Raw genomic sequence first — 14,428 nt, 5'->3', positions numbered from 1 at the left:
GCTCCACCCGGAGCGCGCCCCTCGCGGCGTTCACAAGCCCTCTACAGCGACGAGATCAGCCGCTCCACCCGCTCGTCCACCGCCCGGAACGGGTCCTTGCACAGCACCGTCCGCTGCGCCTGGTCGTTCAGCTTCAGGTGCACCCAGTCCACGGTGAAGTCGCGCCCGGCCGCCTGCGCCGCCGCGATGAAGTCACCGCGCAGCTTCGCGCGCGTGGTCTGCGGCGGGGTGTCCTTCGCGGCCTCGATCTCGCCGTCGTCGGTCACCCGCTCGACCTGCCCCTTGCGCTGCAGCAGGTCGAACACGCCGCGACCACGGCGGATGTCGTGGTAGGCGAGGTCGAGCTGGGCGATGCGCGGGTTCGACAGGTCCATGTTGTGCTTGGCCATGTACCGCTCCATCAGGCGGTTCTTGATGGCCCAGTCGATCTCGCGGTCGATCTTCGTCAGGTCCTGGGACTCGACGGCGTCCAGCGTCCGTCCCCAGAGTTCGAGGACGCGCTCGGCCATCGGGTCCGGGGAGCGCTTGGCGCAGTGCTCGACGGCCTTCTCGTAGTACTCGCGCTGGATGTCGAGCGCCGAGGCCTCCTTGCCGCCCGCCAGGCGGACGGTGCGGCGGCCGGTCAGGTCGTGGGAGATCTCGCGGATGGCGCGGATCGGGTTGTCCAGCGAGAAGTCGCGGAACTGGACGCCCTGCTCGATCATCTCGAGCACCAGGTTCGCGCTGCCGACCTTCAGCAGCGTCGTCACCTCGGACATGTTCGAGTCGCCGACGATCACGTGCAGGCGCCGGTAGCGCTCGGCGTCGGCGTGCGGCTCGTCGCGGGTGTTGATGATCGGGCGGGACCTGGTCGTCGCGGACGACACGCCCTCCCAGATGTGCTCGGCGCGCTGCGAGAGGCAGTACACGGCGCCGCGCGGGGTCTGCAGCACCTTGCCGGCGCCGCAGATCAGCTGGCGGGTCACGAGGAACGGCAGCAGCACGTCGGCGATGCGGGAGAACTCGCCGGCCCGTGCGACCAGGTAGTTCTCGTGGCAGCCGTACGAGTTGCCCGCGGAGTCGGTGTTGTTCTTGAACAGGAAGATGTCGCCGCCGATGCCCTCGTCGGCGAGCCTGCGCTCGGCGTCGACGAGCAGGTCCTCGAGGATCCGCTCACCCGCCTTGTCGTGCGTGACGAGCTGGGCCAGGTCGTCGCACTCGGCCGTGGCGTACTCCGGGTGAGAGCCGACGTCCAGGTAGAGCCGGGAACCGTTGCGCAGGAAGACGTTGGAAGAACGCCCCCAGGAGACGACCCGGCGGAACAAGTACCGCGCGACCTCGTCCGGGGACAGACGACGCTGCCCGTGGAAGGTGCAGGTCACCCCGAATTCTGTCTCAATGCCGAAGATCCGCCGCTGCATCCCTCAACAGTAGGCGACATGACGGCGGAGCAGGGTGATCCGTTCGGGCGGCACGCCGGTTGCGGTTTAGTGTCGGAGGTGTGTGGAAACGGGTCAGCGCTCTCGACAAGAAGCTCATGGCGTCCTCGGCCGGACTGCGTCCGAGCAGGCTCGACAGGGGTTTGAAGCGGCTTTCGAAAGCCGCCAACCACAGTCTGCTGTGGTTCGTGATCGCGGCGATTCTGGCTGCCGGAAAAGGGCCGTTCCGGCGTGGTGCGCTGAGAGGTGTCGCGGCCATCGCCGCGGCCTCTGCCAGCGCGAACCTCGTCGGGAAGTCACTTTTCCCGCGCCGTCGGCCCGCCGCGGATCTGCTCGCGGTGGACCGCAGGCTGTCGAAGCGGCCGACGTCGTCGTCATTCCCGTCCGGTCACTCCGCGTCAGCGGCCGCTTTCGCCACGGCGGTGGCGCTGGAATCGCCCAAAGCAGGCGCCGTCGTGGCCCCCATCGCGGCCGCCGTCGCCTATTCACGCGTTCACACGGGCGTTCATTGGCCGACCGATGTCGCGGCCGGCGCGGCGGTCGGCGTCGGCGCCGCGTTCCTGACCCGCCGCTGGTGGCCGCTCGGGCTGAACGAGCCCGCGTCGGCCTACGAACACGCCGACCTGACGTCGTTGCAGGACGGCGACGGCCTGGTCGTGGTGGTCAACCCCTTCTCCGGCGTCGGCCCTGACCCGACGCCCCAGATCACCGAGGAGTGGCCGAAGGCGCAGGTCGTCTCGGTCGACCAGCTCGACGACCTGCCGGACGCGAAGGCGCTGGGCGTGGCGGGCGGCGACGGCACCGTGGCCGCCGTGGCCGCGATCGCCGCCGAACGCGACCTGCCGATGGTGCTCATCCCCTCCGGCACGCTGAACCACTTCGCCCGCGACGTGGGCATCACCGGCCTGCACGACACCGCGCAGGCGGTGGCCGACGGCGTGGGCGTGCGGGTGGACCTGGCGCAGGTCAACGACCAGTGGTTCGTCAACACGGCGTCCCTGGGCGGCTACCCGGACATGGTCCGGATCCGCGAGAAGATGGAGAAGCGCTGGGGCAAGTGGCCCGCGGCCGGACTGGCGTTGTTCCGGGTGCTCCAACGCGCCAAGCCGCTCGACATCACCATCGACGGCGACAAGCACCTCGTCTGGCTGCTGTTCGTCGGCAACGGGCCGTACCGGCCGAAGGGCTTCGCGCCGACCATGCGGCCGCGCCTGGACGACGGACTGCTCGACGTCCGGTACGTCCGGGCGGACCGCAAGTACTCGCGGACCCGGTTCTTCATCGGCGCGCTGCTCGGCGCGCTGGAGCACTCGCGCATGTACAAGCACCTCGAAGTGGCCTCGCTGAACGTCGAGGTGCACGGCCCGCCCATCTCGATCGCGACGGACGGCGAGGTCCGCGAGCGGGGCAACCACTTCAAGTTCCGCTCGCGGGCAGCCGCTCTAGGAATCTATCGACCCTAGTGTTCGACATTGTCGAACGTGCGCAGCTAGAGTGGGGTGCGTGCCCGGACCCATCCAGTCCATCCAGCGCGCGGCCGAGGTCTTGAAGCTGCTCGCTCACGGCGGCGCGCACCAGCTGAGCGTCGGCGAGATCGCGCGCGCCCTCGACCTGGCGAAACCGACGGTGCACGGCATCCTGCGGACACTGCAGGAGGTCGGGTTCGTCGAGCAGGAGGTCGAGGGCGGCAAGTACCGCCTGGGCGCCGCGCTGTTCCACATCGGCACGAGCTACCTCGACGGCAACGAGCTGCGCGCCAAGGCGCTGAACTGGTCGGACACGTTGGCGATGCGGGCGCGCGAGGCGGTGCGCATCGGCGTGATGCACGGCAAGCACGTCCTCGTCGTGCATCACGTGTTCCGGCCGGACAACAGCCGGCAGACACTCGACACCGGCGCGTTGCTGCCGTGGCACGCGACGGCCCTGGGCAAGGCCCTGGCGGCGTTCGGCGAATGGCCGGACGGCGAGCTGCAGCCCTTCACCCGGCACACCCTCGACGCGGACCGGCTCGCCGCCAACCTCGACCGGGTCCGTGACCGCGACTGGGCCTACGACCTGCACGAACTCGTCGAGGGAGAGGCCTCGGTCGCCGCCCCGATCCGCGACCGGCGGGGCGTGGTGGTGGGCGCGATCGGTGTCTCCGGACCGGTCGAGCGGCTGTGCGACTCCCCCGACCAGCCGCCGCGGCTCGAGCTCGTCTCCTACGTACGTGAGGCAGCTCGCAGCGTCTCCAGGGAGCTGGGTGGGCTCTCCTGGTAGTACTGTGGAATCGTTCGACATTGTCGAATGGTTCACACAGAGGAGTGTGCACGTGGCCTACATCGCGGCGATCGACCAGGGCACGACGTCGTCCCGGTGCATCGTGTTCGACCAGTCCGGCGGGATCGTGTCGGTCGCCCAGCGCGAGCACCGGCAGATCTTCCCGAAGCCGGGCTGGGTGGAGCACGACGCGACCGAGATCTGGACGAACGTGCAGGCCGCCGTGCGTGACGCCCTTGCGCACGCCTCTCTCTCGCTCAGCGACATAGCGGCGTTCGGCATCACGAACCAACGCGAGACCACGGTCGTGTGGGACAAAGCGACCGGCGAGCCCGTGCACAACGCGATCGTCTGGCAGGACACACGCACCGATGCGCTGATCAAGACCCTCGGCGACCAGGACCGGTTCCGCGACCGCTCCGGACTGCCGCTGGCCACCTATTTCTCCGGCCCGAAGCTGCGCTGGCTGCTCGACAACGTCGACGGACTGCGCGCACGGGCCGAACGCGGCGAAGTCCTGTTCGGCACCATGGACACGTGGCTGATCTGGAACCTCACGGGCCGCCACGTCACCGATGTCACCAACGCGTCGCGCACGATGCTGATGAACCTGGAGACCCTCGACTGGGACTCCGAGCTCGTGGACGCGATGGACGTGCCCCGCGCGATGCTGCCCGAGATCCGTTCCTCCTCCGAGGTGTACGGCGACTACGAGGGTGTCCCCGTGGCGTCGGCGCTCGGCGACCAGCAGGCCGCGCTGTTCGGGCAGACCTGCTTCCAGCCGGGCGAGGGCAAGTGCACGTACGGCACGGGCGCGTTCCTGCTGCTCAACACGGGCGACAAGCCGGTGTTGAGCGAGAACGGCCTGCTCACCACGGTCGGTTACAAGATCGGTGACGAGCCGGCGGCGTACGCGCTGGAGGGCGCGGTCGCGGTGACGGGCGCGCTGGTGCAGTGGTTCCGCGACAAGGTCGGCCTCATCAGTTCGGCGGCCGAGATCGAGACGCTCGCACGGACCGTGGACGACAACGGCGGTGCGTACTTCGTGCCCGCGTTCTCCGGACTCTTCGCACCGCACTGGCGCAGTGACGCGCGTGGCGTGATCGCCGGCCTGACGGGCTACATCTCGCGCGGACACCTCGCACGGGCCGTGCTGGAGGCATCGGCGTGGCAGACCCGCGAGGTCGTGGACGCGATGAACGCCGACAGCGGTGTGGACCTCACGACGTTGCGCGTCGACGGCGGCATGACGGCGAACAACCTGCTCATGCAGTTCCTCTCCGACGTGCTGGACGTCCCGGTGGTGCGCCCGATCGTGGCCGAGACGACGTGCCTCGGCGCGGCGTACGCGGCCGGCCTCGCGGTGGGCTACTGGAGCTCCACCGACGAGCTGAAGGCCAACTGGCACAAGGCGGCCGAGTGGGAGCCGTCGATGGAACCGGCCGCCCGCGACAAGGGCTACCGGAAGTGGAAGAAGGCGGTCGAGCGGACCGTCGGGTGGATGGACGAGGACGATGACTGACTCAACACAGCGCATCAGGGCTCGCGAAGAGCTGCAGCACGGCAAGTTCGACGTCGTCGTGGTCGGCGGCGGCATCCTGGGCATCGCGACCACGTGGGCCGCGGCCCGCTCCGGCCTGCGCGTCGCCCTGGTCGAGAGCGGCGACTTCGCGGGCGCCACGTCGTCCGCGTCCTCGAAGCTCGTGCACGGCGGCCTGCGCTACCTCGCGATGGGCCCGTCGGCCGTGCCGATGGTGCACGAGAACCACAAGGAACGGCGCGCGCTGGGCGACCGCCTGGCCCCGCACCTGGTGCGCCCGCTGCCGTTCCTCGTCCCCGTCTACAAGGGCGGCCCGCACAGCCGGTTCGTGCTGGGCGCGGGCGTCACGTTGTACTCCGCGCTGTCGGGCTTCGGCGACGGCATGGGGAAGGTGCTGTCGGCGCGCAGGGCTGTGGAGTGGGTGCCTGACCTGCGCGCCGACGGTCTGCGCGGTGCCGCGATGTACTACGACCACCAGATGAACGACAGCCGCGTGGCGATCACCGCCGCCCGTGCCGCCGCCGAGGCCGGTGCCGTGCTGCTCAACCACATCTCGGTCGTGGGCCTGCGCAAGACCGGTGCGAAGGTCACGGGTGTGGACCTGCGCGACTCGCTCGGCGAGTTCGGAGTGGACGCTCGTGTGGTCGTCAACGCGACCGGCCCGTGGCTGGACGTGCTGCGGCGCATGGAGGACCCGTCCGCCGACCCGTCGATCCGCCTGTCCAAGGGTTCGCACCTGGTGCTGCGGCAGACCTCGGAGTGGAAGGCCGCGCTGACGATCCCGGTCGACGACGTGCGCGTGTCGTTCGCAATCCCGTGGGAGGGCCACCTCCTGCTCGGCACGACCGACGAGGCCTACGACGGCGACCCGGCCGCCGTGGCCTGCACCGACGCCGACGTCGACCAGATCCTGGACGAGGCGGGCACGGCGGTCACCGGCCTGGACCGCTCGCGCATCGCGTACACGTTCGCGGGCCTGCGCGTGCTGCCCGGCGGTCCCGGCGACACCTCGCACGCCAAGCGCGAGACGGTGATCACCGCGGGCTCCGGCGGCATGATCAGCGTGGCCGGCGGCAAGTGGACGACGTTCCGCAAGATCGGCGCCACCGTGCTGGAGCGGGTGAACTCCGAGCTCGGCCGCACGTTCGACGGCCCCTTGGACGGCGTGGCGCTGCCCGGCTCGGCGCAGCCCGACACCGTGGGTTCCGTGCTGGGCCACGCCTTCGACGCGCTGCCCGACGACGTGGTGCGCCACCTCGCCACGCACTACGGCACGACGTCGCACGAGGTCGTCGCCCTGGGCCTGGAGAACCCGGCGCTGCTGGAGCGCGTGCACCCCGACGGCCCGGACATCTGGGCGCAGGTCGAGCACGCCCGCCGCACCGAGTGGGCGTCCGAAGTGGACGATGTACTGCGCCGTCGCACCACCGTGATGGTGCGTGGGCTCGACTCCCCCGAGGTGCGCACCAGGGTGTCGGAGCTGCTGGCCTCCTAGAGGGCCATGGCGCGTTCCACGAGGTACTCGGTCAGTTCGGGTGCCGAGTGGAACGCGCTGCGCACGGCGAGCATCCCGTCGCAGCCCAGCACGACCTCTTCCCGTGTCACACACCGGTTCTCGAGCCTCAGCCCGTCGAGGTAGGCGTCGATGACGACCTCGCGGATCCGCGGCAGCTCCGAGACCGGGGTCCGCCCGGTGTGGGCCAGCCCCACGAGCAGCTGACCGAGGTCCGCGCCGACCGGGTTCGGGGTCTGCCAGGCGACGTCGATCACCACGAACGACTCCGGATCCTCCCGCGGTACCAACAGGTTCTGCGGACAGGCGTCGTTGTGCCCGGTGGCCTGGGGCAGCGCCTCCAGCCGTGCGACGAGCTCGGGCATGCGGCGGGCGAGCTCCGTGCAGTGCGGCCGCAGGAACGCGTCCCGCACCAGTCCGCCCTCGTACAACGCGCGCAACGCCCGGCCGGGCCTGCCACCGAACCGGCGTCCCGCCCACCGCCCGAGCGCGAGCGCGGCCCGCCGGAACCGGGGCAGGTCCCACTCGACGTCGGCGCAGCGCACGTCCTCGAGCCACAACGCGATCCGGTCGCCCAGGTCGTCCACCCGCAGCACGCGCGGCCGCCGCATCCCCGGCGGCAGCACGAAGTCCGACAGCAGGAACTCCGCCTCGTCGCGCCAGGGGAACTCGCCGACGGCCTCCTTGAACTGCTCGGGGATGTACGGCCGGCGCAGGACCTTGACGAACGCCGTCTCCCCCGCCGACACCACGCGGTAAACCGCCGCCGTCGTCGGCGCGACCGGGTCGAACGCCACCGGCACCACGCGGGTCAGCGGTAGGGATCGGTGATCTCGCCGAGCATGTCCAGAGCTTCTCTCAGCTGCGCCATGCGGCGCTTGCCGATGTGCTGTTCCCATTCCGCCTCGATCCTCGCCATCTCCGCGTCCGCGACGGGGACGGCCTCCTGGGCCTTGTCGGTCACGCGCACCAGCCGCGCCCGGCCGTCGGAGGGGTCGGGCACCCGTTCCACGTACCCGGCCTTCTCCAGCTGGTCGACCAGGAACCCCGCGGTCTGCTTGGTCACCTGCGCCGCCTCGGCGAGCTCGGTCAGGCGCGTTCCGTCCGGGCCGACGCGCATCAGCACCCGCGCCTGCGCCTGGGTGATCTCGAACCCCGCCTCGACGACCGCGGCCAGGATCCGGTTCTCCACCGCGCGGGACGGGATGAAGAGCAGCAGACCGATGTTCACCCGTTGGCTCCCCTTGTTCTAGTCAGATTCTCTGATTAAAGTAGTCAGCCTCTCGAACTAAATCAAGAGGAGAGCGACATGGACGAGGCGCAGATCTGGCAGACGATCGACTCCGAACGCGCGGCGACGGCAGACCTGCTCGCGGGCCTGACGGACGTCGAGTGGACCTACCCGTCGCTGTGCGAGGGGTGGACCGTGCGCGAGGTCGCCGGGCACCTCTCCCTCGCGAACCGCGTCAGCGTGGGCATGGCGTTCAAGGCTTTCGTCCGGGCTCGCGGCAGCTTCAACCGCATGGTCGACCAGACCGCCCGCGCCGAGGCACGCAGACCGACGGCGGAGATCGTCGCGAACGTGCGCGGCGCGGTCGGGCACCACACGCTCGCACCCGGTCAGACCCTCAAGAACGCCCTGATGGACTGCATGGTGCACGCGCAGGACATGGCGATCCCGCTGGGCATCGAACGCCACATGCCGATCGACGCCGCACGGGTCTCGGCGGACGACCTGTGGCGGATCGGGTTCCCGTTCCACGCGCGGCGCCGGCTCGCCGGACACCGCCTCGTCGCGACCGACACCGACTGGTCCGCCGGCGAGGGCGCGGAGATCAGCGGGCCGATCGAGGCGCTGGTCATGCTGCTCGCCGGGCGCACGGCGACGATCCCGCGACTGACCGGCATCACGGCCTGAGCTCGCGCACCAGCCTGCGGCACACGTGGACGCGCTCGAACCGCTGGCGCATCTCGGTTTCCCGCTCGATCCGGGCGTGCAGGAACGCGCTCACCGGTTCCAGCCCGTGCTTCACGCTCAGCACCGTGCCCACCTCCGCGGGCGAGGCGTACACCTGCAGGTACCGGCATTCCTCCACGAAACCGTTGCGCGCGAACCAGCTCAGCGCCGGTTCGTCCTCGCGGGTCCACGCGTCGACCGAGCGCACGCCGCACCGCTCCAGCCGCCGCACCGCCTCCGCGAGCAGTGCCGTGGCGACGCCCCGGCCGCGGTGGTCGGGGTGCACGACCACGGTCTCGATCGCCGCCCGCTCCCCCGGCACCGACACGTCCAGCAACCCGGCCACGGCGCCGTCGACCGCGACGAGTTCCAGGTCGGCCCGGCGCTTGGCCGGCCACACGTCGTCGTAGCAGGTCGTCCCCAGCAGTCCCAGCACCCGGCAGCGCAGCCACGACGGCTCGTCCGCCGGGTCGTAGTCGCGGACCTCCACCGGTGCACGGGGGTCGCGGTGCGCACCGGCGCTCTCCGCCGTCCCCAGCAGGCTCAGTCTTCCCGGTCCCCCACGCGCGGCGCCGACCACGCTGCCCACCTCACCTCGTCCACCCGGTAGCACCAGGGTTCCGGATGCCGGGGCCGCACGCACGCGAGTTCCGGCGTCACCGGTTGCCAGGAACATACTCGGTATGCATACTCAGTAGGTATGTCGGTCAAACACGGTCTGCTCGCGCTGCTGGAGCGCGGGCCCATGTACGGCTACCAGCTGCGGGCGGCGTTCGACTCGGCCACCGGCGGCACGTGGCCGTTGAACATCGGGCAGGTCTACACGACGTTGTCGCGCCTGGAGCGCGACGACCTGGTGGCCGCGCTCCCCGAGAACGAGGGCCAGCGGCCCTACGAGATCACCGCGCACGGCCGCGACGAGCTGAAGAAGTGGTTCGCCACCCCGGTGCAGCGCGGCGACCGCCCCCGTGACGAGGTGGCGATCAAGCTCGCCCTCGCCATCACCACGCCAGGCGTCGACGTCGCCAAGGTCGTGATGACCCAGCGCACGGCGACCATGCGCACGTTGCAGGAGTACACGCGGCTCAAGACCCAGCCGGGCGACCTGCCGTGGCTGCTCGTGCTCGACGCGATGATCTTCCAGGCGGAGGCCGAGTTGCGCTGGCTCGACCACTGCGAGGCGAGCCTGCTGCGCTACGAGCCGAAGCCCGTGCCCGCGACGACCGACGTCGAGGTGCCGAGATGACTGTGCTGGAAATGCGCGACGTGCACCGCGTCCACGGCACGGGCGAGACCGCCGTCAACGCCCTCGACGGCATCTCCCTCACCGTCGCTCCCGGCGAGCTCGTCGCCGTGATGGGCCCGTCCGGCTCCGGCAAGTCGACGCTGCTGAACCTCTGCGGCGGCCTGGACAGCCCGACGAGCGGCCAGGTGCTGGTCGACGGCACGAGCCTGCAGTCGTTGTCGCGCAAGCAGCTCGCCGCCTGGCGACGCAAGCGGATCGGGTACGTCTTCCAGGACCTCAACCTCATCGCGAGCCTCACCGCCGCCGAGAACGTCGCGCTCCCCCTCGACCTCGACGGCGTCCGCAGGTCCCGTCAGCAGGCCGAGAAGGCACTGTCCGAAGTGGACCTCGACGGCTACGCCGACCGGTTCCCCGACGAGATGTCCGGCGGCCAGCAGCAGCGCGTCGCCATCGCCCGCGCCCTGATCGGCGAACGCCGCCTCGTGCTGGCCGACGAGCCGACCGGCGCCCTCGACTCCCGCACCGGCGAGACGGTCCTGCGCCTGCTGCGGTCCAAGGTGGACGCCGGAGCCGCCGCCGTGCTCGTCACGCACGACGCCCGCCACGCCGCTTGGGCGGACCGCGTGGTCTTCCTGCGCGACGGGGTCGTCGTCGACGTCTCGGCCCGCGACCAGCCAGAAGAACTGCTGAGCACGCCGTGAGCGGATGGCGCGCAGCACTGCGCATCGCCTCCCGCGAGGCCCGCCGGTCCGCCGGTCGCTCGGCCTTGGTCGTCGCCCTGATCGCGGTCCCGGTGGCCGCGCTGACGTTCACCGCGATCGTCCACGACTCGACCACCCTCACCCCGGACGAGGAGGCCGCCCGCCGCATGGGCGCCGCCGAGGCCCTGGTCAGCTGGCCCTTCCGCGGCCCGGTCATCCAGCAGCCGACGAGGGACACCGCCATCCCGACGACGAACACCGAGGCAGAGACGCCGTCCGAGGAGCGCCTCCGCGCCCTGCTCCCCGGCACCGACCTGGTCCCCGTCGAACGCGGCGGCGTCAACCTCCGCACCACCGCGGGCGTCGGCCGCGCCGCCGTCCGCATGCTCGACCTGACCAACCCGCTCACCCACGGCATGATCACCGTGCTGGAGGGCCGCCCGGCCTCCACCGGCACCGAGATCGCCTTGTCCCGCACGGCGGTGGACCGCACCGGCGCCACGCTCGGCGGCACCCTCACCACCGAGGACGGCCGCACGTTCACCGTCGTCGGCGTGATCGAGGAACCGGACCGGCTCGACAACACCACGGTCGTGGCGCTGCCCGGCACGTTCGAGCGGACCGACCGCTCCTGGCTGGTGACGACGCCGCTGCCGTGGTCCAAGGTCAAGGAGCTCAACCGGTCCGGTGTCACGGCCCTGTCCCGCGCCGTCCTGAAGGACCTGCCACCCGCCTCCGAGCTCTACCCGGAGTTCTCCGACTCCAACGAGGTCGGCGCCGAGGTGCTCGTCCTGGTGGCGGGCCTCGCCGTGCTGGAGATGTCGCTGCTGGCCGGCTCGGCCATGGCCGTGGGCGCCCGCCGCCGCAAACGCGACCTGGCCCTGGTGGCCGCGGTCGGTGGCTCCCCCGCCCACGTCCGCCGCATCGTCCTCGCGGACGGCGTCGTCATGGGCGCGCTGGCGGCGCTGGGCGGCGTGGTCCTGGGCGTCGTGACCGCGACAGCAACCCGCCCGTTGGTCGAATGGCTTCTCGCCGAACGCTTCGGCGCCCTGCGCTTCTTCCCCTCCGCCCTGGCCGCCCTGGCACTGCTGGCGATCGTCACCGGCGTTCTCGCGGCCCTGGTCCCGGCCTGGATCTCCTCGCGCCAGGACGTGGTGACGGCCCTCGCGGGCAGACGAGGCATCACCCGTTCCCGCCGCCGCTGGCTCGTCCTGGGCCTCGCCCTCGTCGCCGCAGGCGTGACCGCGGGAGTCCTCAGCGCGTTCCAGATGCAGTTCGTCGGCATCCTGATCGCCCTGATCCTCACCGAGGTGGGCCTGGTCCTCTGCACCCCGTCCCTGCTGGGCCTGCTGGCGAAGGCGGGCCGCTGGCTCCCGGTCGCACTGCGGATCGCCCTGCGCGACGCCTCCCGCAACCGCACGGCGGCGGCCCCCGCGATCTCGGCGGTCATGGCCGCGGTCATCGGCGCGGTCGCCGTCAGCGTCATCCTGACCTCGCAGTCCCAGCAGGAGGCGGGCCAGCTCGCGGGCAGCATGGGCGACGTCAGCGTCTTCCGCCTGGACGACCTCTCGAAACCCGGCACCAACCCCGTCCCGGCCTCGGTGGCCACCGCCATCCGCACCACCACCCCGGCGGCGGAGGCCCACGAGCTCAAGCTCCTGGCGTGCGACGGCGGCCAGTGCTTCGCCCACATCCGCCCACCGGCGGACCGCGAATGCCCGTACGTCCACGACGTCCTGCGCCGGGAACCCACCGACGCGGAACAGAAGTCCGCCCTCTCCGACCCCCGCTGCGCCGGCGTGGGCAGAACCCACCGCTACTTCGGCACCTACACCACCCCGGACGGCTTCCTGGTCGTCGCAAGACCGGAAGCCGTCCAATCCCTGCTCCACCTGACACCGGACGACGTACCAGCGGCCCAGAAAGCACTCCGCGAGGGCAAGACCGTCGTCAACGACCCGGACCTCCTCTCCCGCGGCGAGGTCTTCCTGGCCACCGGCCCGCAGTCCACGACAACCCCGGTCCCAGGCCACGCCACACCACAACGCCACCCGGCCCCGCTGGCCGTGATGACCGAGGAAACCGCACGCTCCCTGGGCTTCGGCACCTCCACGTTCGTCACCTACGCCACCACGACCCGCATGCCCACCCAAGCCGAACAAGACGCCCTGACCGCAGCCCTCGGCGGCGAGTACGAAGTGCACGTCGACCGCCCAACGGAGTCCGACGTGCAGCAGGCCCTGACCATCCTCGGCCTGGTGGCAGGCCTGATCACCCTCGCGGCCGCGGCCCTGGCCACAGGCCTGGCAGCGGCGGACGGCCGAAGAGACCTGACCACCCTCGCAGCAGTGGGCGCCACCCCCACCCTCCGCAAACTCCTGTCCCTGAGCCAGGCAGGCGTGATCGCCGGTCTGGGCGGCCTCCTCGGCACGACAGCAGGCGCGGCCTCGGCCCTGGCACTCCTGTCCGCCCTCAACGCCGGCTACGCCGACCTCTGGCCCCAACCACCACTGAACCCCCTGACCATCCCCTGGCAGAACATGGCGATCTCACTGCTCCTCGTCCCAGCCGTGGCAATGCTGGGCGCGGCCCTCTTCACCAGATCCCGCCTCCCGATCGAACGACGCGATTAGCCTCCCCCCATGACCACCTTCGCCATAGCGCACGGAGGGGGCGACGTGGGCTGGTCGTGGCACCTGGTAGCAAAGGCCTTGCAGGCCAAGGGCCACACCGCAGTCGCGCCGGACCTCCCCATCGAAGACGAGTCGAAAGACCTGACGGACTGGGCCACGACACTGGTCGAGGCCCTCCCGTCCACAGAGGACGTGGTGGTAGTGGGCCACTCGTTCGGCGGCTTCGTGGCCCCACTGGCCGCACAACGCCTCAACGCCTCCGCCCTGGTGCTGGTCTCAGCCATGATCCCGGCACCGGGCGAGGCACCAGGCGACTGGTGGGACAACACGGGCTACGAGGACCCGGGCCTGGAGGACGCGTTCTTCCACGACGTCCCACCAGACCTGGCGGCAGAAGCGCAAAGGAGGGAACGAGGCATGGCCGAGACCCCGATGGCCAAGCCGTGGCCCCTGGACAACTGGCCGGACGTGCCGACGCACTTCATCCTGTGCACGGAGGACCGCTTCTTCACACCGACGTTCATGCGCAGGGTGATCGCGGACCGCCTGGACGGCGTGGTGCCGGTGGAGCTGGCGGCGGGCCACTGCGCGTCCCTGAGCAAACCGGACGAGCTGGCAACCCTGCTGGCAGCCTACGCACGCTGACGCAGGCGTCCCCTTCGCGAAAGGATCCCCCGCGACCCAACGTACAGAGCAGGTCTGACAGTCCCGCGACACCGAAGGCGAGCCGCACAGCTGGTGCGACGCGGGAGCCGAGCCGCGTGATCGGTGCGATGCCGCGGGCGTGTCGTGCGACAGGCGCGATGCCGCAGGCGAGTCGTGCGATCGGTGCGACGCGGCAGGCAAGCCGTGTGATCGGCGCGATGCCGCAGGCATGTCGTGCGACAGGCGCGATGCCGCGGTCGAGCCATGCGATCGGCGCGGTACCGCAGGCAAGCCATGCGATCGGTGCGACGCCGTAGGCAAGCCATGCGATCGGCGCGGCGGCGAGCCGCGTGACCGGTGCGACGCCGCAGGCGAGCCGTGTGGCGTCTGCGATGCCGAAGGCGAGCAGTCTCTTGCCAAGACTCCGGGGCGGTGGGGTCCCATCACGAGTCGCGCCATAGCACTTGCTGCACCTGAGTAGGGGTGTCAAGTCGACACGCTTTTCGTCGACTTGAC

13 protein-coding genes are annotated in these 14,428 nt (G+C 70.8%); 9 read left to right on the top strand and 4 right to left on the bottom strand.

Translation table 11 applies throughout. The features are described from left to right. Positions 1-41: 41 nt before the first annotated feature. Positions 42-1,400, bottom strand: a complete 1,359-nt coding sequence (gene pafA / locus ABZX02_RS43545) for a Pup--protein ligase (protein ID WP_355307909.1) — start codon at positions 1,398-1,400, stop codon at positions 42-44. Between the two features lie 116 nt (positions 1,401-1,516). On the opposite strand from pafA, the gene ABZX02_RS43540 reads away from it, so the two are divergent. From ABZX02_RS43540 to ABZX02_RS43525, 4 genes are read left to right on the top strand one after another with little or no spacing between them, the layout of a single operon-like run. Then, a complete protein-coding gene (locus tag ABZX02_RS43540) occupies positions 1,517-2,881 on the top strand; it encodes a phosphatase PAP2 family protein (RefSeq protein ID WP_355307910.1) in 1,365 nt (454 codons plus the stop codon). 40 nt (positions 2,882-2,921) lie between these two features. Further along, a complete protein-coding gene (locus tag ABZX02_RS43535) occupies positions 2,922-3,677 on the top strand; it encodes an IclR family transcriptional regulator (RefSeq protein WP_355307907.1) in 756 nt (251 codons plus the stop codon). Positions 3,678-3,729: 52 nt separating this feature from the next. Continuing rightward, positions 3,730-5,199: a glycerol kinase GlpK gene (gene glpK / locus ABZX02_RS43530; RefSeq protein ID WP_355307905.1), complete on the top strand. Its 1,470-nt coding sequence runs from the start codon at positions 3,730-3,732 to the stop codon at positions 5,197-5,199. Further along, entirely contained in the window at positions 5,192-6,712 is a 1,521-nt protein-coding gene (locus ABZX02_RS43525; RefSeq protein WP_355307903.1) for a glycerol-3-phosphate dehydrogenase/oxidase, read from the top strand. Before glpK ends, ABZX02_RS43525 begins: the two co-directional genes overlap by 8 nt. Here the strand turns inward: ABZX02_RS43525 and ABZX02_RS43520 are convergent. Together ABZX02_RS43520 and ABZX02_RS43515 are read right to left on the bottom strand one after the other, a co-directional pair. Continuing rightward, positions 6,709-7,536: a hypothetical protein gene (locus tag ABZX02_RS43520; protein ID WP_355307902.1), complete on the bottom strand. Its 828-nt coding sequence runs from the start codon at positions 7,534-7,536 to the stop codon at positions 6,709-6,711. The genes ABZX02_RS43525 and ABZX02_RS43520 overlap by 4 nt on opposite strands. Positions 7,537-7,541: 5 nt before the next feature. Beyond that, the gene (locus ABZX02_RS43515) at positions 7,542-7,961 is read right to left on the bottom strand and encodes a MarR family transcriptional regulator (RefSeq protein ID WP_355307900.1); all 420 of its coding nucleotides are present in this window, start codon (positions 7,959-7,961) and stop codon (positions 7,542-7,544) included. A gap of 78 nt (positions 7,962-8,039) precedes the next feature. Here ABZX02_RS43515 and ABZX02_RS43510 point away from each other — a divergent pair, with 78 nt between their 5' ends. Further along, a complete protein-coding gene (locus ABZX02_RS43510; protein WP_355307898.1) occupies positions 8,040-8,648 on the top strand; it encodes a maleylpyruvate isomerase family mycothiol-dependent enzyme in 609 nt (202 codons plus the stop codon). Here the strand turns inward: ABZX02_RS43510 and ABZX02_RS43505 are convergent. Next, a complete protein-coding gene (locus ABZX02_RS43505; protein ID WP_355307897.1) occupies positions 8,638-9,276 on the bottom strand; it encodes a GNAT family N-acetyltransferase in 639 nt (212 codons plus the stop codon). The genes ABZX02_RS43510 and ABZX02_RS43505 overlap by 11 nt on opposite strands. A gap of 111 nt (positions 9,277-9,387) precedes the next feature. On the opposite strand from ABZX02_RS43505, the gene ABZX02_RS43500 reads away from it, so the two are divergent. The 4 genes from ABZX02_RS43500 to ABZX02_RS43485 are packed head-to-tail and all read left to right on the top strand — an operon-like array spanning position 9,388 to position 13,912. Next, positions 9,388-9,933, top strand: coding sequence for a PadR family transcriptional regulator (locus ABZX02_RS43500; RefSeq protein ID WP_355307895.1), 546 nt, complete (start codon positions 9,388-9,390; stop codon positions 9,931-9,933). Then, on the top strand, positions 9,930-10,634 hold the full coding sequence (locus ABZX02_RS43495) for an ABC transporter ATP-binding protein (RefSeq protein ID WP_355307893.1): 705 nt from the start codon (positions 9,930-9,932) through the stop codon (positions 10,632-10,634). Before ABZX02_RS43500 ends, ABZX02_RS43495 begins: the two co-directional genes overlap by 4 nt. Then, positions 10,631-13,267, top strand: a complete 2,637-nt coding sequence (locus tag ABZX02_RS43490) for an FtsX-like permease family protein (RefSeq protein WP_355307891.1) — start codon at positions 10,631-10,633, stop codon at positions 13,265-13,267. The genes ABZX02_RS43495 and ABZX02_RS43490 overlap by 4 nt, the downstream gene beginning before the upstream one ends. A gap of 9 nt (positions 13,268-13,276) precedes the next feature. Beyond that, positions 13,277-13,912 (top strand): alpha/beta hydrolase, encoded by a 636-nt coding sequence (locus tag ABZX02_RS43485; protein ID WP_355307890.1) that lies wholly within the window; start codon positions 13,277-13,279, stop codon positions 13,910-13,912. Positions 13,913-14,428: the final 516 nt, after the last annotated feature.

This window comes from Lentzea sp. NPDC003310, assembly GCF_040610935.1.
Taxonomy (GTDB): domain Bacteria; phylum Actinomycetota; class Actinomycetes; order Mycobacteriales; family Pseudonocardiaceae; genus Lentzea.
This window is presented reverse-complemented; position numbering and strand designations above follow the sequence as displayed.

Excerpts from the sequence above, each read along its gene's own strand:
- ABZX02_RS43540 (WP_355307910.1), top strand. The coding sequence starts at position 1,517 with ATGGCGTCCTCGGCCGGACTGCGTCCGAGCAGGCTCGACAGGGGTTTG.
- pafA (WP_355307909.1), bottom strand. The coding sequence starts at position 1,400 with ATGCAGCGGCGGATCTTCGGCATTGAGACAGAATTCGGGGTGACCTGC.
- ABZX02_RS43495 (WP_355307893.1), top strand. The coding sequence starts at position 9,930 with ATGACTGTGCTGGAAATGCGCGACGTGCACCGCGTCCACGGCACGGGC.
- ABZX02_RS43510 (WP_355307898.1), top strand. The coding sequence starts at position 8,040 with ATGGACGAGGCGCAGATCTGGCAGACGATCGACTCCGAACGCGCGGCG.
- ABZX02_RS43485 (WP_355307890.1), top strand. The coding sequence starts at position 13,277 with ATGACCACCTTCGCCATAGCGCACGGAGGGGGCGACGTGGGCTGGTCG.
- ABZX02_RS43525 (WP_355307903.1), top strand. The coding sequence starts at position 5,192 with ATGACTGACTCAACACAGCGCATCAGGGCTCGCGAAGAGCTGCAGCAC.
- ABZX02_RS43500 (WP_355307895.1), top strand. The coding sequence starts at position 9,388 with ATGTCGGTCAAACACGGTCTGCTCGCGCTGCTGGAGCGCGGGCCCATG.